Source organism: Dokdonia sinensis (assembly GCF_003688895.1).
Classification (GTDB): domain Bacteria; phylum Bacteroidota; class Bacteroidia; order Flavobacteriales; family Flavobacteriaceae; genus Dokdonia; species Dokdonia sinensis.
On sequence record NZ_REFV01000007.1, the window covers coordinates 41,970 to 65,627 of the forward strand.

The following is a 23,658-nucleotide window of genomic DNA, read 5'->3' on the forward strand; positions in this document are numbered from 1 at the left end:
GTTATTATGTTGTCTTAAGACGAAAATACAGAAAGCCCCTTACAAACAGCAAAGTACTTACTTCTTTAGATCTCCCATCTCCCATCTCCCATCTCCCATCTCCCATCTCCCTGCTTCCTGCTTCCTGCTTCCTGCTTCCTGCAGTCTTTTCCCTATCTTTGCACCTCATTTTTCATAACCCTTAAAAAAGTATAGCATGCAACTGTACAACAGACTAAGCGCTATTGAAAGAGCAGCCCTCATCGACAAAGCGGGAGAGGAACGATTTACGCTGTCTTTCTATCAGTATGCCCGTATTGGGAATCCAGAAATATTTAGAAATCACTTATTCATTGCTTGGGATGCAATGGAAGTCTTAGGGCGCATTTATGTGGCTCACGAGGGTATCAACGCCCAACTTTCGGTTCCTGCAAAGCGGTTCAATGAATTTAAAGATTTTCTAGACGGTATCGATTTTCTTGAAAATGTGCGTCTCAACATTGCGATAGAGCAAGACAACAAATCTTTCTTAAAACTTAAAGTAAAAGTGCGCAACAAGATTGTAGCAGATGGACTGAATGATGAAACCTTTGATGTTACTAATAAAGGAGTGCACGTAGATGCGGCAGCTTTTAATGAACTTATTGAGGATGACAATACTGTTTTGGTAGATATGCGCAATCATTACGAGAGTGAGATCGGCCATTTTAAAAATGCCGTTACTCCAGATGTAGATACATTTAGAGACTCATTAGATATCATCGAAGAAGATTTAAAAGACCACAAGGAAGACAAGAAACTTGTGATGTATTGTACAGGTGGCATACGATGTGAGAAAGCGAGTGCCTATTTTAAACACAAGGGCTTTAAAAATGTGTACCAGTTGGAAGGTGGAATTATCGAGTATGCGCGCCAAGTAAAGTCACAACATCTAGAGAATAAATTTAAGGGAAAGAACTTCGTTTTTGACCATCGTCGTGGTGAACGTATTTCTGATGATGTAATTTCCAATTGTCATCAATGCGGTAAGCCTTGTGATACTCATGAGAATTGTGCAAACGAGGCCTGTCACTTGCTTTTTATACAATGTGAAGAATGTGCAGCGGTAATGGAAAATTGCTGTAGTACGGATTGTATGGAGATAAATAGACTTCCTTACGAGGAGCAAAAGGCATTACGTAGCGGTAAAGGAAACAGTAATAAAATATTTAAGAAAGGACGCTCTGAGAAGTTGAAATTCCAGAAGAAGACTTAATTTTAAAAATGATTAAAAAAGAACGGGCAGCAAATTTTTGCTGCCCGTTTTATTATATACAATAATAAGCTTATTGTTTTACAACCCGTATCGTCATTTGCGCATCACTGTTAAGTGCATTAGCATTTATAAAATAAACGCCAGCTGCATACGCCGAAAGGTCGATAGTAGATTTAAAGTCATTTACAGCTTGCTCTTGAGAAAGAATTCTTCCAGAAATATCATAAAGAACAAGGGATCTTAATGGAACAGCTGCTTGAATATTTATTTGATCACTTGCTGGGTTTGGGTATGCCTCTAGCTGGATAAGAGCCTCATCAGTAACTGAAAGTTGCCCTACGTTAAAAGTCTTAGTTACCGTTTCTCCCTCATAGGATGCGCTAAATTCCCAAACTCCTTCTACAGATGTGGTAGGAACCGTATAATACCAGTAAGAAGAGCCAAAGGTGTCTGTAAAGTCCTGTGTCCAAGCAGCAACGGTATCGCCATTGCCGTCTTTTACGTTGTAAGAAACAGATGTCCCATTCTGTTGTGCACGATAGTAGGCTGCCACAATTACATCATCACCCGGGGTAAACTGATCACTATCATTGGGAACTTCTGTCACGCCACATTGATTAAAATTAAATTGAGGTGGAGCGCTGTGTGTGAGTAATGTATTGATTTTTGGATTGTAATATGGTTTTTGTTCGCTCCACCAAGTAGAAGAATTAAGATCATTGCAATTCCCATCATAAGGGTCTATGAGGTTGTTGTTACTATCATATATTTCCATATGTAAATGCGGCCCTGTTGAGTTTCCAGAGCTTCCTATAACTCCTAGGTATTCTCCTATCTCTACCATATCGCCTACACTTTTTGTGGTAAGACTTCCGTCTTTCATATGTCCATACCAAGCTATGCTTCCATCACTATGTTCTACATATACGGCATTCCATTGATCATTATTAAAGGCACAATTACGATCAAAGGAACCATCGTTTTTGTAAACAATCTGGCCAGCTTGTGCTGCAATGATATTTGTTTGATCTTCGTCCATTTGTTTCCACCAGAAAGGCCAAGTATAAATGTCAATTCCTTGATGATTATAACCACCTCCAGTATCATATGAGCGTGTACCACAATCCCAATCTGAAATTTGATTTGGGAAGGATGTATTATGATCTACGTAGTTTGAAATTGCCCACGTGCTATTGTAATCAAAACCATCTGCTTGAGCTATAGGCCAGTCAAAAAGAACTTGCTGGGAAGCTCTATTTACATTAAAGGCACGTTTATTTTGTGCCTCGAGATTTGTTATATTTTCTGCAACGGCTTGGTGATAAAAGTCATAATCTTCGTCAGTAAGGCAGGGAACACCTTCTGGATTAGGATGTAACTCACCTCCTTGAGGCACTACAGAGCGTTGTCCATACATCGCAAGTCCAGAAAAAAGGAGGATAGCGACAGCTAAAGCTCGGTGGGTAAAATGTTTCATAGGTCGTCGTATTAGTATAATTTTGTTTCCGCGATTTATGCTTAATTTATTTCGCGCAAAGCGTAATCGTTACATCATTTGTGGATAACAACGATACACTCCTCAAAATATGAAGATAAAGATGTCTTAAAAATACTATCTTTAACGGACTTTGATTACCAAATATAATAATAATCACGAGTAATGCAACTTATAATCGGGTGTTAGTAACACGTTTTTAGGGGCTTACCTCAATATATAGATAGAATATGGCGTGTGGAAATTGCGGTACGGGTGCCGATGGGCAACCTAAAGGCTGCAAGAATAATGGTACCTGCGGTACCGATGGATGTAATAAACTTACCGTTTTTGACTGGCTGTCTAATATGCAACTTCCTGAAGGGCAAGAACCTTTCAACTATGCGGAAGTACGCTTTAAAAACGGTAGAAAAGATTACTATAAAAATAGTGAGAACTTACAATTAAGTATTGGTGATATTGTGGCGACAGAGGCTGCATCTGGTCACGATGTAGGAATGGTAACACTCACCGGAGAACTTGTACGAGTACAAATGAAGCGTAAGAAGGTCAAAGCAGATACAGACGAAACGCTTAAAATATACCGCAAGGCTTCTCAACGTGATATCGACATCTGGACAACGGCACGTGAGAAAGAAGAGCCGATGAAAGTTAAGGCAAGGCAAATTGCCATACGGCTGGACTTACAGATGAAAATCTCGGATATCGAGTTTCAGGGTGACGGTTCTAAATGTACTTTTTACTACACGGCAGAAGATCGTGTAGATTTTAGACAGCTTATCAAGGAGTTTGCTCAAGAATTTAGAACGAGGATCGAGATGCGACAGATTGGTCTGCGCCAGGAAGCTTCCCGTCTGGGTGGCATAGGTTCTTGTGGCCGCGAGTTGTGTTGCTCTACTTGGTTAACAGATTTTAGATCGGTAACCACAAGTGCAGCGCGATACCAGCAACTTTCTCTCAATCCGCAAAAGCTTGCTGGGCAATGCGGGAAACTTAAATGTTGTCTTAACTATGAGCTGGATGCTTATATGGATGCGCTCAAGGATTTTCCTAAAACAGATCAAAAATTATATACTCAGAAGGGGATTGCCGTTTGCCAGAAAATTGACATTTTCCGGGGCGAACTTTGGTATGCTTATGAAGGAGAATGGATGAACTGGCACAAGCTCACCACCGCTCACGCAAACGAGATTATTGCTGCAAACCGTGCCAAAGAACCTATAGCTAGCCTAGAAGAATTTGCCGCCGAACTTATTGCAGACACTAAAATCGATTTTGGTAACGTTGTAGGACAAGACAGTTTAACCCGTTTTGATCAACCCAAGACCCATAAAAAACGTCGCAATAACCGAAAGAAAAAACAACCCGCAACTGCTCAAAAAGGAAATCAAAGAAATCCAAAAGCGAGGCAGGAACGTACAAAAGATAACCCAAAGGGGCCGAGACCAAAGCGTAACAATGACCAGCAATCCAGCATGGATACAAAGCGCAAGACATCGCAACCTAAAACGCGCAGGCGTGATACTCCACGTAAACCAAAACCAGGTACAGATGCGTAGCTTTTTAGGTTTGATTATTGTTTTGGCGTTTTCTGTTTCCTGTGACGATGCCAGTATTTATACTAGTTACGAGACTTTAAATGGTGGTTGGGACAAACAGGAGCCAGTTACTTTTAAATTACCAGAGCTAGATAGTGTTGCATCATATAATACCTTTATTACTATGCGTGTAAATCACGAGTACGCTTATAGTAATCTTTTTTTGATAACGCGTATGGGTTACCCTAACGGCAAGGTTGAGACGGACACATTAGAGTACAAAATGGCCGAACCCTCGGGGGAGCTCTTAGGTAAAGGTATAGGAGATATAAAGGAAAATAAATTGTGGTATAAGGAAGGAGTACGCTTTCGCGAAAGCGGAACCTACACCGTTACCATAGAACAAGCAATGCGCGCAAACGGAAATGTCGCGGCAGACCAAAAATTAAAAGGAATCACCGAAATAGGATTACGTATAGAACGTCAAGCGGAATAAATTAATGGCACAGCAGAAAAAAACAACAAAAAAGAAAACAGCAGTGGCTGGAAACTCTTTTACGAGATACATAAAATGGTTCTGGGGACTCTTTCTAGGAGGAGTGCTAGCTTTTGTTTTATTGTTCTTGCTCGCGAGTTGGAATGTTTTTGGCGAGTTGCCCACCTTTGAGGAATTAGAAAACCCGGAGAGTAACCTTGCGACAAAGATTTTATCTGTTGATGGGAAACAGCTTGGTACGTATTATAATGAAAACCGTACACCGATTAAATATGAAGATCTACCTCAAAACCTTGTAGATGCACTTGTCGCTACAGAAGATGAGAGATACTATGAGCATTCTGGAATTGATTTTTGGGGTACTACACGAGCCGTAGCATATCTGGGACAAAAAGGTGGTGCAAGTACGGTGACGCAACAACTGGCAAAGCTTTTGTTTTCTAATCCTCCTAGCTCCACATTTGAGCGGCTTATTCAGAAAGTAAAGGAGTATGTGATATCTACGCGACTTGAGCGTCAGTACACCAAGCAAGAAATCATTGCGATGTACTTAAACAAGCAAGGATTTCTTTTTAATGCCATTGGGATCAGTAGTGCTTCTCGTATTTATTTTAATAAGGAAGTACAAGATTTAGAACTGCACGAGAGCGCTGTTTTTGTGGCAATGCTTAAAAATCCGAGACAATACAATCCTTACCGCACCATTTCAAGAGAAAAATCACTGGGGAGAAGAAATCAGGTCTTCAAGCAGATGGAGATTAACGGTATGATTACTACTGCCGAAAAGGATTCCCTACAGGCGTTGCCTATGGAGGTGAAGTTCACCCCAGAAGGTCACGCAGATGGGATTGCGACGTACTTTAGGGAAAACCTCAAGAAGTTCCTTGCAGAGTGGATTGAAGAAAACCCGAAAGGAGAGGATGCAGATGGAAACTTAGAATACTACAATATCTATCGGGATGGTCTCACCATTACGACGACTATAGACAGTCGTATGCAAAAAATGGCCGAAGAAGCTGTAGCAAAGCATATGTCAAAGCTACAAGCGGAATTCGATAGTCAGAATGAGAAGAACAAAACGGCTCCATTTAGAGATATAGATGAGTCCGAAATAGACCTCATTTTTGAAAGAGCAATGAAATCTTCCTCCAGATGGAGACTTATGGCTCGTGAAGGAAAAAGCGAAGAAGAAATACGGAAGTCGTTTGATGTAAAAACGGATATGAGTATTTTCTCTTGGCAAGGTAACATCGATACCATAATGACCCCTAAGGATTCTATTAGATATTACAAGCGTTTCTTACGCACAGGTGTGATGTCTATGGTACCACAAACAGGAGAAGTACGTGCTTGGGTAGGGGGAATTAATATGCAACACTTCCAATACGACCACGTACAGACAGGAAAACGTCAGGTAGGTTCAACCTTTAAACCTTTCTTATATGCAACTGCCGTAGACCAGTTACACTTGTCGCCTTGCGATACTTTGCCTAACACCATTTATAGTATTCCAGCTGGAAAACACGGAAACACAAAAGACTGGGCTCCTAAAAACTCCGGAGGAGAATACGGTGGGATGATAACAATGAAAAAAGCGCTAGCACAATCTGTAAATACAGTTTCTGCCAGACTTATGGACAAAGTGGGGCCACGACCAGTTCTAGAGCTTGTAGAAAAGCTAGGTATCGACACAAAGAATATCCCAGAAGTTCCATCTATTGCTTTGGGAACTGCAGATTTGAGCTTGTACGAAATGGTAAGTGCCTACTCTGCATTTGCAAATCAAGGTGTTTATGTGACACCACAAATCGTAAGTACCATTCAGGATAAAAATGGAACAATCTTATATCAACACGTACCGGAGACACGCGATGTATTAAGTGCAGAGGCGGCCTATGTAACCCTGCAACTTATGGAAGGCGTGACTCAAGCAGGTTCTGGACAACGATTGAGAACAACGTGGGCATCTAACCGCGCCGATTATAAAAAAGCAGTTACGGGATATCCTTACGGATTTACAAACCCTATCGCAGGAAAAACAGGAACTACTCAGAATCAATCTGACGGTTGGTTTATGGGAATAGTCCCTAACCTTGTGACGGGCGTTTGGGTAGGAGGAGATGATCGCGCAGTTCATTTCCCAAGCTTGCGTTACGGGCAGGGAGCGACAATGGCATTACCTATATGGGGAATGTATATGAGAGATGTTTATAAGGATAAAGATCTAGAAATCTCTGATGATGCCTTTGAAAAACCAGATAACCTTACTATTGAAATAGATTGTGACAAGTACAATTCTGAAGGTGTAAGTGACGAGCTTCCAGAGGAACTTGAAGATTTCTTTTAACCGCGTAATGATACCCTGGGATTAAATTTAATGAGGCTTGCTTCTGGATGAAATCTATATTCGATGATCGCTTAATATTAGGAAAAGCGGCACGCTTTTATGACAACCATTTCCATACACAACAATACGTTTAGACTACAGCCTACGGGCACAATGTTTTGGGAAGAGCGAGCAATGCTTCTCATTGCAGATGTGCATTTGGGAAAAGTAGCTCATTTTAGAAAGCACGGGAGTGCCGTTCCTCAAGAAGCTATTTCAAAGAACTTTGAACAATTGGACACAGCAATTGACTGTTGTGAGGCAAAGGAAATTTGTTTTCTCGGCGACCTTTTTCATTCCACTCTTAATACAGAGTGGTTGCATTTTGAACAATGGGTACAGCGTCAGGAGACAGAACTTTCACTCGTCATAGGAAACCACGATATTATATCGCCGTTGCGCTTTGAGAAGCTTGGTATTACATTATATGAGGAGCGTATTCTAGAAAGCTTCTTACTCACGCATCATCCCGAGGAACGAGAAAATCTGTTTAATTTTTGTGGTCATATACACCCAGGCGTTCGACTTAAGGGTATGGGGAGGCAAATTCTCAAGATGCCTTGCTTTTTTAAGAAGCCTAGTCAGATGATATTACCGGCATTTGGAGAATTTACAGGGAATTACATGCTAGAGCCAAAGGATGGAGATGAGATTTTTGTCGTGACCCCAGATGAGGTAATTCTTGTGGAATAGGTTTTTTTCTTACGCTTTCGCGAAAGCGGAATCCCCACAACACAACACCTTCATTATTTTTAATGGTCTGAGCAATAGTCTACCTTTGTCATTCCCTAAAAGAGAATGATGAATAAAGACACTTTAGAGCTCTCTGCCGAAGAAATGAGAAGCTACGGCTACAGTATTGTAGATACGGTTGTAGAGCATTTTCATACGCAACGAGAAAAACAGCCCAATGCTTCTGGAACGCGAGAAGAGATGGATACACTCTTTTTAGAAGAAGCTCCAGAAAAATCTTCTGACCCACAGGAGGTACTCGATTTTGTGGTGGAAAAAGTGATGAAAAAGAGTGCCATTCCCTCACATCCCAAAGCATTTTCATTTGTGCCGGGACCGAGCAACTATATTAGTGCGATGGCAGATACGCTGGCCACTGGATTCAATATTTTTGGCGGAGGCTGGTCGCAATCACCACCTGCAGCTGAGTTAGAAATTGTGACGATAAGTTGGTTGCTCAAGATTTTTGGTTTTCCTGTAAAAAAGGGAGGTGGGATTTTTACAAGCGGTGGCTCTATGGCAAATCTGACGGCAATCGTTACCGCAAGACGAGTAAAATGTGGAGACGATTTCTCTAAGGCGGTTATCTATCTTTCTGACCAAGCGCACTCTTCTAACATTAAGGCGCTACGAATTATTGGATTTCTTAAAGAGCAAATACGACTCATCCCAACAGATTCTGAGTTCAAATTTTCAACCATAAAGTTAAAAAGTGCCATCGCTAGAGATAGACTGGAAGGCTATCAACCTTTTTGTGTCATAGCGACAGCGGGAACGACAAACACGGGAACTGTAGACCCGCTGGGAGATATTTCAAAAATCTGTAAGGCAGAGGATCTTTGGTTTCATATAGATGGAGCGTACGGTGGCGCGGCCATTCTTGCCAAAAACGGTAAACAGCTCCTCAAAGGCATTTCAAAGGCAGATTCACTCACCGTAGACCCGCACAAGTGGTTTTTTCAACCGTATGAAATGGGATGCCTCCTCATAAGACATCACAAACACTTAAAGAGCACTTTTGTTGAGAAGCCTGAGTATTTAAGAGATATTGAGGGTAACGAATCTGAAATCAATTTTTACGACCACGGCGTGCAACTCACCAGACGTTTCCGCGCTTTAAAGTTTTATATATCCATCAAGACTTTTGGCCTCAAGGCCTTTAGAAACGCCATCACCTACAACATAGAAATCGCCGAAAAAACCGAACGTTTCCTCCGGAAAAGTGCCAAATGGGAAGTGGTTTCTCCTGCCACGCTCGCTATAATAAACTTTAGATTTAATCCTATAGGGAACAGCTATTCGGAAAAACAACTTGATGCGTTAAATCAAAAAATTTCTGGGGCCGTGATGGATTCTCGAGAGGCACAACTGGTCACCACGGTGCTCAACGGGCAGGTGGTGTTGCGTATGTGCTTGATAAATCCGCGCACGACGTTTCAGGATGTGAAGGATACTTTGGCTTTGTGCGAGCGTTTTGCTTCAGAGATAGAGGGTTGAGCTGTAAATTCTTAGGATAATTTTGGGTACGCTTTCGCGAAAGCGTAATTACCTTTATATAAAATTTTGGGCATTATGAAAAAAACCTACGCTATTGTAAACGCACTTTCTGTCATCCTTGTGCTTGCCGTAAACGGATTCTCCCAATCCCAACGGTGGAATGATACGACCATAGGCGAGATGTCTGACCAGTATAGCAATCTTTTTACACCGGCGGGTTACGCCTTTGCAATTTGGGGGCTAATCTTTTTGATGCTTGTGGGGTACTCCATTTTTCAAATAAGGCGCGCTTTTTTTAGCAAGAAAGAGTCGCCATTTATAGAACAAACGGGATGGTGGTTTGCACTCGCAAATGTTTTTAACTCGGCTTGGGTCGTTGCTTTTATGTATGGCTACGTGGGACTTTCTGTGATTATTATGTTAGGTATTTTAGTGAGTTTGTTACAGATCGTCAGAAAAACAAATATGGAACGCTGGGATGCGCCCATTGAGGTTATCGCCTTTGTCTGGTGGCCTATCTGTATTTATTCTGGGTGGATTGCCGTTGCGACTATTGCAAATGTGAGCGCTTTTCTAGTGAGTATGGATATGGGCGGGAGCGAACTCAATCAAATCATCTGGACAATGGTGATGATTACAATTGCGGTCTTGGTAAACGTTCTTATGGTCTGGTTGCGCAATATGAGGGAGTTTGCTGGAGTGGCCATCTGGGCGCTTATCGCCATATTTGTAAGACATAAGGACAGTCTGGAGAGTGTGGCATATTATGCACTTTTAGGGGCCATCGTTTTATTTGTAATTGTGGGATTGCACGGTTTTAGTAATCGCGATACTGCGCCCCATATAAAATTGAAAGAGCGACTGCAAGGGTAGTTTCTAAAAATAGATCTCTTGCGCCAGCCTAAAGGTGTTTGCGTGCGCATCTATAATGACCTTGATATCTGGAGAATATCCACCACCCATACTGCATTGTACAGGGATTTTTAAGTCGTGACACGTCTGTAGGACAAAGCGGTCGCGCTCTTTGCATCCTTCAATAGAACAGCCTAATTTTCCCAGCTTATCACTTGCCAAAATATCCACTCCACACAGATAGAAAATAAAGTCGGGTTGTTGCTCTTTAATGAGTTTTGGTAGGGTTTCTTTTAAAATTTTCAAGTATTCCTCATCTTCCGTATTGGTTTCTAAGGCAATGTCGAGGTCTGAAGTTTCTTTTTTAAAGGGATAGTTTGCCTTGCCGTGCATAGAGAAGGTGAAAACGGACTCATCATCTTGAAATATTTCTGCCGTGCCGTTGCCTTGATGCACGTCTAGGTCTACAATCAGTATTTTTTCAGCAAGGTTTTGGGATTGTAAATAGCGCGCGCCCACAGCTTGGTCGTTTAACAAGCAAAAAGCCTCACCGTGGTCGGTGTAGGCGTGATGAGTACCGCCCGCAATGTTCATTGCGATGCCATTTTCTAGGGCGTAGTGGCAACCGTCTATAGTTCCTTGGGTAATGATAAGTTCACGGTCTACTAGCTCCTGCGAAAGCGGAAACCCAGTCTTCCGTTGTGCTTTTGGAGTGATATTAAGCGCTTTTAGATTTTCAAAATACTCTTGAGTATGACAGCGGAGTACGTGCTCGTCTCTTACTTTCTCTGGAGCAAAAAGATTGTCTTCGCTACAAGTACCTTCGTGTTTGAGTTGGCGGGGGAGCAAGTCGTATTTTTCCATCGGGAAGCGGTGTCCTTCTGGGAGTGGGTGTTTGTAGATGGGGTGGAAGGCGATTTTGAGCATTAATGTGTATAGATTCTGGTCTGTTCTCAAAGATACAGGCGCTACTATTTTTCTCGCAACCGTTTTAAAGGAATTTAAAGAATAGAACCTTTGTAAAAGGTATAATAGGGTCAATATCGCCTCACTAAAAATTAAAAGCGCCATAATATTTATTCGTATTTTTAAGTCAAATAACAGAATAGATGATTACAAAAAAAGTAGCCAATGTAACCGAAGCCTTAAAAGGTGTTAAAAGCGGGATGACGATGATGCTGGGAGGTTTTGGGTTGAGTGGAATCCCAGAAAATGCCATTGCAGAGCTTGTAAAGCTCAATGTAGATAACCTTACCTGCATTTCTAATAATGCAGGTGTTGATGATTTTGGGCTAGGACTTTTACTGCAGAAAAAGCAAATCAAGAAAATGGTGTCCTCCTATGTAGGAGAAAATGCAGAGTTTGAACGACAGATGCTCAGCGGCGAACTCGATGTAGAGCTTATTCCGCAAGGTACACTGGCAGAACGTTGCAGAGCGGCACAGGGAGGTTTTCCAGCTTTCTGGACTCCTGCGGGATACGGGACTGAGGTGGCCGAAGGAAAAGAATCTCGTGAATTTAACGGAAAAATGCACATACTAGAATATGCCTTTGATGCCGATTTTGCTTTTGTAAAAGCTTGGAAAGGTGATGCCGCTGGTAATCTTATTTTTAAAGGAACTGCACGCAACTTTAATCCGAATATGTGTGGAGCTGCAAGAATCACCGTTGCCGAAGTAGAGGAACTAGTCCTTGTGGGTGAACTAGACCCAAATCAAATCCATATTCCAGGGATTTTTGTACAACGCATTTTTGAAGGAAAAGACTACGAAAAGCGTATCGAGCAACGCACAGTGAGAGAAAAGACGACATAAGTTTAAGGCATCTATCGCTCTTTTAAAGTTCTCTAGTAAAACCAAAATACGATGTCACGAATGAAACATCCTATGAAAGTTGCAATGGTGAGTGTTCTTGTAGCTGACCCTGTAAAGGCCTTTACTTATTATACAGAAGTTTTAGGTTTTGAAGAGGTGATGTACGACCCTGTTAATTATCTCGCGATTGTAAAATCGCCATTAGATCCAGATGGGGTAAACATCCTACTTGAACCTACAGAACCCGGAGGTATTGAAATTGCTAAAAAATTTAAAGCGCAAATCTATAAAATGGGTTATCCTATAATATCTTTTAGCGCAATGGATATTGAGAAAACAGTTAAGGAGCTTAAGGAAAAAGGGGTCACTTTTAAAAAGGAACTCACAAAAACGGATTATGGGTTTGACGCCGTTTTTGACGATGACAATGGGAATTATATACAATTACTAGAATTTAATGTTTAGTGTGCTCCCAAAATAAATTCGAGATAAATTTCGCAATAGCGGAAACTTTAAAATAAAATTATGGCTTTAGATAAGAATCAAATTGCACAACGCATTGCAAGAGAGGTAAAGGATGGGTACTACGTAAATCTAGGTATCGGGATTCCTACGCTCGTAGCAAATTATGTGCGGGAGGATATTGACGTGGAATTTCAAAGTGAGAATGGCGTCCTGGGGATGGGTCCATTCCCGTATGCAGGTGAAGAAGATGCAGATGTGATTAATGCTGGAAAGCAAACGATAACCACTTTACCTGGAGCAAGCTTTTTTGACAGTGCTACAAGTTTTGGGATGATACGCGGGCAACATGTGGACCTCACTATATTAGGCGCCATGGAAGTTTCTCAAGATGGTGATATTGCAAATTGGAAAATTCCCGGTAAGATGGTAAAAGGTATGGGCGGGGCCATGGATCTTGTAGCCAGTGCCGAAAATATCATTGTTGCGATGATGCATACGAACAGAGCTGGTGAATCTAAACTTCTAAAAAAATGCAGTCTCCCACTTACGGGAGTAAAGTGCGTTAAGAAAATCGTTACAAATCTAGCAGTGCTTGAAGTAGTGGATGGAGGTTTCAAACTTTTAGAAAGAGCTCCAGGAGTTTCGGTAGAGGAGATAGATAAATCTACAGAAGGAAATTTAATAGTAGGGGGGGGAATTCCTGAGATGCAATTTTGAGATTACACAATAACTAGTTAAAAATCCCAAGATCAAAATTTTGATCTTGGGATTTTTAGTGAGTACCCGCTCTTAAAAGTGTTGAAAAGGATCAAAATGGGGCCTATGCATTTGGACGTCAAAATCTACTTTTAATCTTTTGATTCATTTTTATCCGATTAAAAACGTAATATTTTCGATGAAATACACGTTTTTTTAACATTTATCTATAAAAATTAAGAATAAAGTTTGGTGGATTGGATTTTTATGCTACTTTAGCAGTCCCCAAAAACATAATTGAAATAGTGATGAAAACATAAACGCTTCGCCCCCACGTTGCGATTGTGTATCATCAGAAAGTATAACTTTGATACCTCATACGAGTGTTACGAGTTATGATTTGTTAGAAATCCGCGGGGGGAGCCCTGCGGATTTTGTTTTTAAATTTTTGTCAAAATATCCTACAGATGCAAACATTAAGAACGCTAGCCCAAAACACAAAAGAAGCTTTTCAATTTGTAGGCAATTGCGCCCATCTCGCTAAGAAGGTATTTTTATTTATGTTCTAGTAAGAGGATTAACCTCTAGGAATAGCTCCTATTAATTTTTCAGTATAGCCACTTTGAGGATTAGCATAAATAGCATCTGCCTCTCCCAGTTCCTCTATTTTTCCAGATTGCATAACCACTAGTTGGTCTGCCATATATTTTACCACAGCAAGATCGTGTGAAATAAAGATGTATGTAAAATTGTACCCTTCTTTAAGTTCATTAAGAAGATTTAAAACCTGCGCCTGTACTGAGATATCCAGCGCACTCACAGACTCATCACAAATTATCAGTTTAGGTTGCACAGCAATAGTACGGGCAATGCCTATGCGCTGTCTCTGCCCTCCACTAAACTCGTGAGGATATCTATTATAATGCTCACGTTCTAATCCTACCCGTTCTAGCAATTCCATCACTTTTTCTTTGCGTTCAGGTTTAGAGCCATATAGCTTATGAACGTCCATAGGTTCTATAATCGCCTGCCCAACCGTTAAACGAGGATTAAGAGAGGCAAATGGATCTTGAAAGATAATTTGGATTTCCCGACGTAAGTTTCGCAATGCCTTCCCTTTGAGCTTCGTGATGTCTATTCCTTTATATAAGATGCTTCCTTTAGTTGCTGGATCAAGTTGCAATATGGCCTTGCCCAATGTTGATTTGCCACATCCGGACTCTCCCACTAGACCTAAAGTTTCGCCCTCATAAAGTTTAAATGAAACATCGTCCACAGCTCTTACAGCTTTGTTTTTTGCAAATAGACCACTACTTGAGAAATAGGTCTTCTCCACATTAACAACTTCAAGTAGTGGTTTTTGGGCGTATATATCCTTATGTTTCCTTGACCTTTGATCTGTCGTAATAACTTCGGTTTTTGGAGTTCCGTTTAAAAAATCTGAAATCGTAGGTAATACCTTTAACCTGCTATCTAAAGAGGGTCTGGCACTTAAAAGCGCCTTTGTATACTGGTGTTTAGGGGTTTGGAATATCGCTTTCGCGAAAGCGGACTCCACAATCTCACCTTGATACATTACCATTACCCTGTCTGCAATCTCACGTACTAGTGCAAGATCGTGCGAAATGAAAATCACACTCATTCCCGTCTCCTGCTGAAGTTCCTTTAAAAGTAAAATAATTTCTTTCTGAACAGTCACATCAAGAGCAGTCGTGGGCTCATCTGCAATGAGGATATCAGGTTTGCAGGCAATGGCCATCGCAATCATCACGCGCTGTTTCTGTCCCCCACTAATCTCGTGCGGGTAAGTATTAAAAATTTCTTCTGGTCTCGGGAGTTTAACCTTATTAAATAGCGTAATGGTTTCTTCTTTTGCCCTCGCACGGGAGACATCTGTATGTTGCAGGAGAATCTCCGTCACTTGTGCTCCACATTTCATAGAAGGATTAAGCGAGCTCATAGGCTCCTGAAAAATCATCGAAATTTTGTTCCCACGTATTTTTCTAAATTCCTTTTCTGAGAATGTTGAAAGTTCTTGATCGTTAAAATCGATATCACCAGAAATCACCGCTTTCTTTTTAGGTAAAAGGCTTAAAATGGCTAGTGTTGATATGGATTTTCCCGATCCCGACTCCCCAACGATAGCGAGAATCTCATTCTTATTTAATTCAAAATCAATACCGTGCACAACGGTATGATATTTACCCTGACGTTCAAATTGAATTTTGAGATTTTTTACGGTAAGAATAGTTTCGTCTTTCACACTTTAAAAGTACGTAATCCTATCATTTTGTTTAATGTTTTTAATAGAAGCTTATACTCTTAATTTATTGTTAAAAATTTTTGTGTAGTTCATCGAAAAAATTAGAGACTTTAATAAATATTTAAGATATTCAGCAAATCTTTGAGAAAAAAGCACTCAAAGAGCTCAATAATTAATCAATACTCAAACTATTATGAAGAAGCAGTACTTTTTTGTTTTGGCATTTATGATGCTAACGCAACTTATTTACGCTCAAGATGTAAGGAGTGTCGTAAATGACTATCTCAATGACCTTACGAGCGCATCTAGTCTCAAGACAACAGATGTTACCGATTTTAAAATTACTGATGTGGTGCCATCTATTAACCCACAAATTAAGCACGTTTACGTGCAACAAGTTCATCAGGGAATCCCTGTAGAAAATGGTAGATTTAAGCTCACGCTAAAGAATGGACAGATTTCTTATGCCATTAATAATTTTGTAGGAAACATTGCTGAACAAGCAAGTAAGCTTCAAGGTTCTCTTACTCCAGAAGATGCAGTAATGAGACTTGTAACGGCAAAAGGATTAGCTACGCCTCAACTTAGAGCCACGAGTAAGACGGCTTTTACTGCTAATTATAGCGATTCTAGAGTAAGTAGTGAGCCTATCAAGGCCGAAAAAGTTTACGTAAGTGAGAACAACAACCTAAAACTTGCTTGGAAGGTAAACTATTATGAATTAGACGGATCACATTGGTGGGATGCTCTAATAGACGCCAGTTCAGGACAAGTTATTAAGGCTAATGATTGGGTTATTACATGTTCTTTTGAGGATCCAGATGGAACTCATAATCATAATCACAACCCAGAAAGTGATAATAATCTTAATGTTGGTCCTCAAACTGAGGAGGCATTTTTTGATACTAAAGCCACACTTGTGGGTGGTGGTTCGTATAATGTCTACCCATTAGGAATTGAAAGTCCAAGTCACGGTAGCCGTTCTATAGTTACAGATCCTGCGGTTGCTAACGCCTCTCCTTTTGGATGGCACGATACAAACGGAGCGTCTGGTGCGGAGTTTACAACAACCCGTGGTAACAATGTATGGGCTCAAGACGATACGAATGGTAATAATGGGACTGGAGTGGCTCCTAATGGAGGCTCTAGTTTAAATTTTGATTTCCCTTTAAATCTAAATAACGCGCCGTCTACTTTTTTACCTGCGGCGACAACTAACCTTTTCTACTGGAATAATATTATGCACGATGTGTGGTATCAGTACGGTTTTACAGAGGCAGCTGGAAATTTCCAAGAAAATAATTACGGTAAAGGTGGTGCAGGAAGTGACTCTGTAAACGCAGATGCACAAGATGGAAGCGGTACAAATAACGCAAACTTTGCAACTCCTCCAGATGGCAGTAACCCTAGAATGCAAATGTTCTTATTTACGAACCCTACTAGAGATGGAGATTTAGATAACGTAATTATCGCGCACGAATACGGTCACGGGATTTCTACAAGACTTGTAGGAGGTCCAGGAACAAATGCGTTAGGTGGTTCTGAGCAAATGGGAGAAGGATGGTCAGACTGGTTTGGACTTGTAATGACAATTCGCCCAGGTGATACGAGAGATACTGCCCGTGGCGTAGGTACCTATGCTATAGGACAACCTACTACTGGGGCAGGAATACGCCCTACGCGATACTCTACAGACACAGCGGTTAATGGAACAACTTATGGAAGCATAGGGTCACTTTCTATACCACATGGAGTAGGATATGGATTTGCCACTATTTTATGGGATATGACTTGGGATCTTATAGATCTAGAAGGATATGATAGTGATCAATATAATGGTACGGGCGGTAATAATATCGCTATGGCATTAGTTATCGAAGGATTAAAGAATACTGCAAACAATCCAGGATATGTTTCTGGACGTGATGGTATTCTTCAGGCAGATCAAGATCTTTACGGAGGTCAGTACAACTGTTTAATTTGGGATGCTTTTGCTGCTAGAGGTGTAGGTGTAGATGCTGTAGAAAATAATAACGGAGGTACAAATACGAATACCGACCAAACTGTCTCGTTTACAAGTGGATGTTCTGGACCACCACCACCAGCAAGTTGTGATTCTCAAGTATCATCTTTCCCTTATAGTGAAGGTTTTGAAAACACACTTGGAGCTTGGACTCAAGGTTCAGGAGATGATTTTGACTGGACGCTACGTACAGGAGGAACACCGTCTAACAGTACTGGACCTTCTGGGGCTTTTGAGGGAACTCACTATGTATACGTAGAAGCTTCTGATCCAAATTTTGGAAATAAATCTACTATTTTAAATTCACCTTGTTTTGAACTCCCATCGGCTGTTGCAACTGTAGGGTTCCATTTTCAAATGACTGGAAACTCAGTAGGAACAATTCAATTAGAAGTGCGCAAGGATGGAGAAAACACTTGGACAGAAATTTGGTCGCAATCTGGTGATCAAGGTGCAAACTGGATAGAAGCTTCTGTTTCTCTAGCGGCTTATGCAGGGCAAAACATACAGCTTCGTTTTAATGGCACTACTTCAACTTCTTGGCAAGGTGATATTGCTATTGATGCATTTGAAATTACTGCTGCAACAGCAGACACTCAAGCGCCTACTGTGCCTACTAGCTTAGTTGCTGGAGGAGCGACAGATACAACAATAGACTTATCTTGGAATGCCTCTTCTGATAATGTGGCGGTAACGGCTTATGACGTATATCAAGGAGCTACCCTTCTTGGAGAAGTTGCCGGAACGACAGCGCAAGTAACCGGGCTTACTGAAGCAACGGCTTACACCTTCCGTGTAAGAGCAAAGGATGCTGCAGGTAATGTATCAGGTTTCAGTAATACCGCAAGTGCAACAACAACTGGAGGTTCATCCGGTGGATGTGCTGGAGGTGTTACCTCATTCCCTTATGCAGAGAGTTTTGAAGCAAACTTAGGTCTGTGGTCTCAGGGTGGTGGAGATGACATAAACTGGACAAGAGATGCTAGTGGCACTCCATCTAGTGGAACTGGACCATCTTCGGGAAGTGCTGGTTCTTTCTATATGTATGTAGAAGCTTCTGGAAACGGTACAGGATATCCTAATAAGAGAGCAATTTTAAATTCTCCTTGTTTTGATCTTTCTGGAGAAACAACGGCAGATTTCACCTTTAGCTACCACGCAAATGGTTCTGGAACAATGGGAAGTATTGCTCTAGAAGCGAGTAATGATGATGGTTCAACGTGGACTTCATTATGGAGTCAGACTGCACATCAAGGCAATGCTTGGAATACACAAACAGTAAGTCTAGCAGCTTATGTAGGCGGAAGCGTTCAGTTGAGATTTAATAGAGTTACTGGAAACACTTGGCAATCTGATGTTGCTATAGACAATACTCGTCTAACTGCGGGTGCTGACCAAAACCCACCTTCTGGATACTGTGCATCAAATGGAAATAATACAAATGATGAGTACATTCAGAGAGTACAGATAGGTAGCATAAACAATGCAACTGGAGCATCCGCTGGAGGTTATGGAGATTTTACAAATCTTTCTACTAATTTAGGTTCTAGTAATACTATCACAATCACTCCAGCGTGGACTGGAACAGTTTATAGTGAAGGTTATGCTGTATTTGTAGACTGGAACCGTGACGGTGACTTTACAGATGCTGGAGAAACTGTTTACACAAGAGCTGCCTCTACCGCAACTCCTGTTACTGGAACATTTAGTGTGCCATCTGGAGCATCGCAAGGACCTACACGTATGCGAGTTTCTATGAAGTACAATGGAGTACCAACAGCTTGTGAGAGCTTTACTTATGGCGAGGTAGAAGACTACATCGTGAATATAGGTAATACAGCATCATTTGGCGGAAACGAAGTTGCCCAAGACAACCTCTTATCGTCAGAAGCTTTTGAATTCTCGATTTATCCTAATCCGGTAACTCGTGGTCAACTCAATGTAGAAGTTCTAGGAGCAACTGCAGATCGTTACACGATTTACAATATGCTAGGGCAAACGGTACGCGCCGGAGAATTTACGAGCACGCTAGACGTCTCAAATCTTCAAACTGGCGTATATATGATTGAAGTACAAGTGGGAGACACCACAATGAACAAACGCTTCATCAAAAAATAATTCTTAATAGACACTAACCGTCAATTATGAAAGAAAGCCCGATATCGAGAGATATCGGGCTTTTGCTTTTATTGATTGTTGCTTTTACGCTTTCGCCATTTATCCTGAGCTTCTCTCAAGGAAAGCGAAACAATAATCTCTTTAACTATTCAGAAATCCCTTAAAATCCTTTATCGTTAACAATTTCCAAATAAGCAGAAACCCAGCAATCACAGAAACACCCATCCCAAAAATGAGCAATTCGGGAGCAAACTGCCAATGCATTACTTTAAACAAAGAACCCGCAATGGTCAGTGTAAATCCCAGTACAAATAGTGCCAAAATATGTTTTACTTTCATAGTCTTTGTTTTAATATTAAACAGATAAGATTTCGTGTTCCTCGAGAATAGGTTCATTGCGCAAGCGCAATAAGATTTGAGCTACTGCAACAGTGTCCTTCTCACAATAAATGATAATTCTATCGATGTCTTTGTCTTCGTAAAAGACCTTTCTTACTTGGCTACCGTCTATATCATCTTTAGGTGAAGGAATTCCTAAAATTTTGGTCATTAATTTGAGCGAAGTATAATGTTTATAGTCACCAAACTTCCACAAATCCAGCGTATCAATATGTGGGATCTCCCAAGGTTTCTTGCCAAAAAGATTAAGCTTTATGGGTAAGGATATCCCATTTATGACCATTCTTCTTGCGATGTACGGGAAGTCAAACTCTTTACCATTATGCGCACACAACAAGTGGTTGCGATGGTTAAAATGAGTCTCCAGTAGATTTTTAAATTCTTGGAGCAACGAGCGTTCTTCTCCGTGATAAGAAGTTGTTCTAAAACTCCTACCATCACCACCATTTGTAAAGTATCCTACAGAGATACAGACTATTTTCCCAAACTCCGCCCAGATTCCAGCACGCTCATAATAATCTTCTGGCGTAAATTCATCTTTGCGCAGGTATTTAGTTTTATCTGCGTACAATTGTTTTTCCGTATCGTCCAGCGCATCAAATTGTTCGTGCTGAGGTACGGTCTCTATATCGAGAAATAATATATTCTCAAGTTGTAGTCGGTCTATCATTTATTGAGTTTAAAAAGTACCATAACGTTACAATATGCCACTTGAAATTGAGTGTCCTCCTTTACGAGTTCTAGTTGTTTGAAATAAACTTTTACAGCGATACTGTCATTGTTTCCTGTGGCATAAATAAGCTCACTATCAAACGAACCATTATTACCCCCGTTCTTACGCAACTCAGCCGTTACGGTGTCTAATGAGATACTAAGGACCTGCTCTTGATCTTTTGTGACTTGAATAGCATTGGAATTTTCTTCTAATGAAAAGCGATACCCTTGTATGATGTTTTCTGGATTATTATGTCGCTGTTGCTTATTGAGATACAAGTCCTTTATATAATCGTATCCAGAAACCACGTATGCATTTGCCTCGTCATTATAGTAGGCTAGTCGCTCTGGATTTTGGTTATAAAGAGAGATTTTCAGTCCCAAACTGTCTAAAATCTTATCTCCCATATTCCAACTTCTAGCATCAGGAAACGCTACTTTGGGGTTGTATCCTAAAGTGCTTTCGGTTTTATCTAATGTATTTCGGTCAGAGAGATATCTTGTTATGGAAACAAAGCGATCAGCGGTTTCACGAGATAATGTGGTGGAGTCCGCTTTCGCGAAAGCGTTATAAACCTCCTCAAACTGCTCCAGCTGACTGCGCTCCGAAACCGAAAACGCTCCCCAAAATCCAAAAGAACCCACCATTGCCATCACCGCCAAAGCCATAGGTAAAAATCGCAACTGTTGCTTCCTGCTGAAAATTAAGTAAAGCGTCGCTCCTGTGATAAAAACGGCTATGAGTACTAGAAAATATCGCGCCTCTGTCACACCATAATCCGCAATCCGCCTGTATATGGCAACGTAAAATAGAAATAATAACGGGAGCATCGCCCAGTAAAACGCTGGTTGAAATTTCCGAATGAGTCGTGATGAATGACTCAGTCGCACAGGATGAATGATAATCTGAATGATAAAAAGTAAGGTCGCAAGCGCAATAATAAGGTAGCTTACCCAGCCCTTTGGCAATTCCCAAAGCGCCAAAATTTTAATAGCATAAGCATACAAAATAACAACATAAAGTCCCGCCAGCGGGATCAAAATAAACTTTACAAAAACCTCAACAGGCTTATGAAATTCCATCCGAATATCGTGCTGGATTTCTTTTGGAAAATCGGACAGGTAAACCCAAGTGTTTACAATCCCCAAACAAATAATAAAGAGTTGAAAATAACGTATCCCGTCTATATCTATTTCAAACAGAAACTGTACAGCGAGCATCGCCAGTACAAGTCCCAAATATAATACACCAGAAAATAGAGCGCTCCGAGCAATCGCAATAATAATATTACTTAGGTAATTCCAGTACGCCTTAGGGTGCCATACGGTTATAAATGGTGCAAAAAATAGTGCGAGATGCCCAGCGATAAAGTATAATGTCCACCTAATATACGGCGTATCATCCGTATCAAAACGACCTACTTCATATTCTGGAAGCGTAAAATATAAAGCTATAAGCAGTCCTATAACAACAATCTTAATCCACCAAAGTGTTTTTTTCTTGAACTGCTCAATGTAGAATTGCGCTCCTATGAGCCAACTAATTCCCAGCACAAAAATCAAAATAAGATTGCCGTGTCGCTCAAAAGCACGCTCGCCTGGATCAACCAGAATAATGGTGATAACCGCACTTACGATTGCCCAAACCAGCGTAAACGGGAAACGTTTAAATGCCTCCGTGGCTTTTCTGGAGAACTCTGATAGTGAGAATAATTTCATATAACATCAAGAATGTTAAATGAAAATACAACAAAAAAATGAAGTTCATTTGCTCATCGAGTGTTGCCGAGCATCTCATACCCTGCATCTATGTAATCATAAAAGTCTTTTGTAAACGATTTACCATCAACCCAAGCGCCTCGCTGATGTCCTAAACGCACAATTATCACATTGTCTTCTGGGATTGTAATAACGTATTGTCCGAGGATGCCTCGCATTACAAAAATCTCCTTATTACGATGATTGCTCAACCAGAAACCATAGCCATAATCATCATCTGCAGGGAAACGTGGTCGGATGCTTCTTACTACAAAAGTGGAATCTAGTAGTTGAGTTCCATTCCATTTTCCGTGGTCTTTATACAGCTTTCCGAAGCGGGCAAAATCTCTTGCATTGCTCGCAATACAGCAATATGTTTTTGCAAGTCTGTTATCTTCATCGTCCAGTTGCCACAATGCAGGTTGCTCCATTCCCATAGGTTTCCAGAAACTTTCTGAGAGGTACTGCGCCAGTGGTTTCCCAGTTGCTTTCTGAACAACCATTCCCAGCAATTGTGTGTTTCCAGATAAGTATTTTACACGCTGTCCAGGGGTTTCGGTTACTTTTTGATTAAGGATAGTTTCAGCAAGATCGTCGTCGTAATAGGCTCTTGCCGTCACGCTAAAAGGGCTTTTATAACTCTCTTCCCAATCTAGCCCAGAGGACATAGAAGAAAGGTCTCCTACCGTAGTTGTCGCACCCTCGTACTGCTCATAAAAATCTCCAAGTGGCTGGTCGATACTTTTAATAGCTCCCTGCATAATGGCTTTTCCGAGCATTGCACTCGTGATACTTTTTGCCATTGAGAAGGAATTCGTTTGGGAAGTTGCGCTGTAACCCTCTGCATATTTCTCGTAAAAGATGCTGTCATTTTTAATGATAAGATAAGCTACGGTACCTAGTGCCTCATTAATTTCGGTTAACTGTTTAGTGGGCTCAGCGGTATTGTAGTCTTTGTGTTTGGGCCACAGCTGCGCAGTTCCATTATCAATAGTATCATTTTCGAAATATTTGTGATCGTCTATAAAAGCTGTGGTGTGACCCGTCATATAAACGACACGCACTCCCTTTAGTATATACTCATAATCAGTAATATATAGTGCGATAACTATAATGACCAGCAGCCCGATGAGCCCTTTAAAAAAACCTTTGATGTATTTCATATTGATTGCTTTATT

The 23,658-nt window shown here is 40.9% G+C and carries 19 protein-coding genes; 11 read left to right on the top strand and 8 right to left on the bottom strand.

Going from position 1 to position 23,658, the window contains the following annotated elements; genetic code table 11:
* Positions 1-4: 4 nt before the first annotated feature.
* The gene (locus tag EAX61_RS16460) at positions 5-169 is read right to left on the bottom strand and encodes a hypothetical protein (RefSeq protein ID WP_161555211.1); all 165 of its coding nucleotides are present in this window, start codon (positions 167-169) and stop codon (positions 5-7) included.
* A gap of 27 nt (positions 170-196) precedes the next feature.
* On the opposite strand from EAX61_RS16460, the gene trhO reads away from it, so the two are divergent.
* Positions 197-1,234, top strand: a complete 1,038-nt coding sequence (trhO, locus tag EAX61_RS08490; RefSeq protein ID WP_121917261.1) for an oxygen-dependent tRNA uridine(34) hydroxylase TrhO — start codon at positions 197-199, stop codon at positions 1,232-1,234.
* A 70-nt stretch (positions 1,235-1,304) separates the two neighbouring features.
* On the opposite strand, the gene EAX61_RS08495 is transcribed toward trhO, so the two are convergent.
* Complete coding sequence (locus EAX61_RS08495) at positions 1,305-2,711, bottom strand: peptidoglycan DD-metalloendopeptidase family protein (protein ID WP_121917262.1); 1,407 nt, start codon at positions 2,709-2,711, stop codon at positions 1,305-1,307.
* Positions 2,712-2,959: 248 nt separating this feature from the next.
* On the opposite strand from EAX61_RS08495, the gene EAX61_RS08500 reads away from it, so the two are divergent.
* The 6 genes from EAX61_RS08500 to EAX61_RS08525 all read left to right on the top strand — a co-directional run bounded on the left by EAX61_RS08500 (position 2,960) and on the right by EAX61_RS08525 (position 10,251).
* Entirely contained in the window at positions 2,960-4,288 is a 1,329-nt protein-coding gene (locus tag EAX61_RS08500; protein ID WP_121917263.1) for a PSP1 domain-containing protein, read from the top strand.
* The gene (locus EAX61_RS08505) at positions 4,281-4,763 is read left to right on the top strand and encodes a gliding motility lipoprotein GldH (RefSeq protein WP_121917264.1); all 483 of its coding nucleotides are present in this window, start codon (positions 4,281-4,283) and stop codon (positions 4,761-4,763) included. Before EAX61_RS08500 ends, EAX61_RS08505 begins: the two co-directional genes overlap by 8 nt.
* Positions 4,764-4,767: 4 nt before the next feature.
* A complete protein-coding gene (locus EAX61_RS08510; protein ID WP_121917265.1) occupies positions 4,768-7,110 on the top strand; it encodes a penicillin-binding protein 1A in 2,343 nt (780 codons plus the stop codon).
* 99 nt (positions 7,111-7,209) lie between these two features.
* Positions 7,210-7,842 (top strand): ligase-associated DNA damage response endonuclease PdeM, encoded by a 633-nt coding sequence (pdeM, locus tag EAX61_RS08515; RefSeq protein WP_121917266.1) that lies wholly within the window; start codon positions 7,210-7,212, stop codon positions 7,840-7,842.
* Between the two features lie 108 nt (positions 7,843-7,950).
* A complete protein-coding gene (locus EAX61_RS08520) occupies positions 7,951-9,378 on the top strand; it encodes a pyridoxal phosphate-dependent decarboxylase family protein (RefSeq protein ID WP_121917267.1) in 1,428 nt (475 codons plus the stop codon).
* Between the two features lie 75 nt (positions 9,379-9,453).
* Positions 9,454-10,251 (top strand): tryptophan-rich sensory protein, encoded by a 798-nt coding sequence (locus EAX61_RS08525; protein ID WP_121917268.1) that lies wholly within the window; start codon positions 9,454-9,456, stop codon positions 10,249-10,251.
* Between the two features lie 3 nt (positions 10,252-10,254).
* Here EAX61_RS08525 and EAX61_RS08530 read toward each other — a convergent pair whose 3' ends face one another.
* Positions 10,255-11,157: a histone deacetylase family protein gene (locus tag EAX61_RS08530; protein ID WP_121917395.1), complete on the bottom strand. Its 903-nt coding sequence runs from the start codon at positions 11,155-11,157 to the stop codon at positions 10,255-10,257.
* Between the two features lie 182 nt (positions 11,158-11,339).
* Here EAX61_RS08530 and EAX61_RS08535 point away from each other — a divergent pair, with 182 nt between their 5' ends.
* The 3 genes from EAX61_RS08535 to EAX61_RS08545 are packed head-to-tail and all read left to right on the top strand — an operon-like array spanning position 11,340 to position 13,226.
* On the top strand, positions 11,340-12,044 hold the full coding sequence (locus EAX61_RS08535; protein WP_121917269.1) for a CoA transferase subunit A: 705 nt from the start codon (positions 11,340-11,342) through the stop codon (positions 12,042-12,044).
* 51 nt (positions 12,045-12,095) lie between these two features.
* Entirely contained in the window at positions 12,096-12,509 is a 414-nt protein-coding gene (locus EAX61_RS08540; RefSeq protein ID WP_121917270.1) for a VOC family protein, read from the top strand.
* A gap of 60 nt (positions 12,510-12,569) precedes the next feature.
* On the top strand, positions 12,570-13,226 hold the full coding sequence (locus EAX61_RS08545; protein ID WP_121917271.1) for a CoA transferase subunit B: 657 nt from the start codon (positions 12,570-12,572) through the stop codon (positions 13,224-13,226).
* Between the two features lie 556 nt (positions 13,227-13,782).
* Here the strand turns inward: EAX61_RS08545 and EAX61_RS08550 are convergent.
* Positions 13,783-15,468 (bottom strand): ABC transporter ATP-binding protein, encoded by a 1,686-nt coding sequence (locus tag EAX61_RS08550; RefSeq protein WP_236642012.1) that lies wholly within the window; start codon positions 15,466-15,468, stop codon positions 13,783-13,785.
* A gap of 193 nt (positions 15,469-15,661) precedes the next feature.
* Between EAX61_RS08550 and EAX61_RS08555 the strand changes: the two genes are divergently transcribed.
* Positions 15,662-19,609: a M36 family metallopeptidase gene (locus tag EAX61_RS08555; RefSeq protein ID WP_121917272.1), complete on the top strand. Its 3,948-nt coding sequence runs from the start codon at positions 15,662-15,664 to the stop codon at positions 19,607-19,609.
* 141 nt (positions 19,610-19,750) lie between these two features.
* Here the strand turns inward: EAX61_RS08555 and EAX61_RS08560 are convergent, their stop codons facing one another.
* Genes EAX61_RS08560 through EAX61_RS08575 form a run of 4 tightly spaced genes read right to left on the bottom strand, consistent with a single transcriptional unit; the run spans position 19,751 to position 23,643 of the window.
* Entirely contained in the window at positions 19,751-19,948 is a 198-nt protein-coding gene (locus EAX61_RS08560; RefSeq protein WP_121917273.1) for a GldL-related protein, read from the bottom strand.
* 16 nt (positions 19,949-19,964) lie between these two features.
* Complete coding sequence (locus EAX61_RS08565) at positions 19,965-20,678, bottom strand: 3'-5' exonuclease (RefSeq protein ID WP_121917274.1); 714 nt, start codon at positions 20,676-20,678, stop codon at positions 19,965-19,967.
* Positions 20,675-22,441: a DUF4153 domain-containing protein gene (locus EAX61_RS08570; protein WP_121917275.1), complete on the bottom strand. Its 1,767-nt coding sequence runs from the start codon at positions 22,439-22,441 to the stop codon at positions 20,675-20,677. The genes EAX61_RS08565 and EAX61_RS08570 overlap by 4 nt, the downstream gene beginning before the upstream one ends.
* Positions 22,442-22,494: 53 nt before the next feature.
* Positions 22,495-23,643: a serine hydrolase domain-containing protein gene (locus tag EAX61_RS08575; protein ID WP_121917276.1), complete on the bottom strand. Its 1,149-nt coding sequence runs from the start codon at positions 23,641-23,643 to the stop codon at positions 22,495-22,497.
* Between the last annotated feature and the right edge of the window lie 15 nt (positions 23,644-23,658).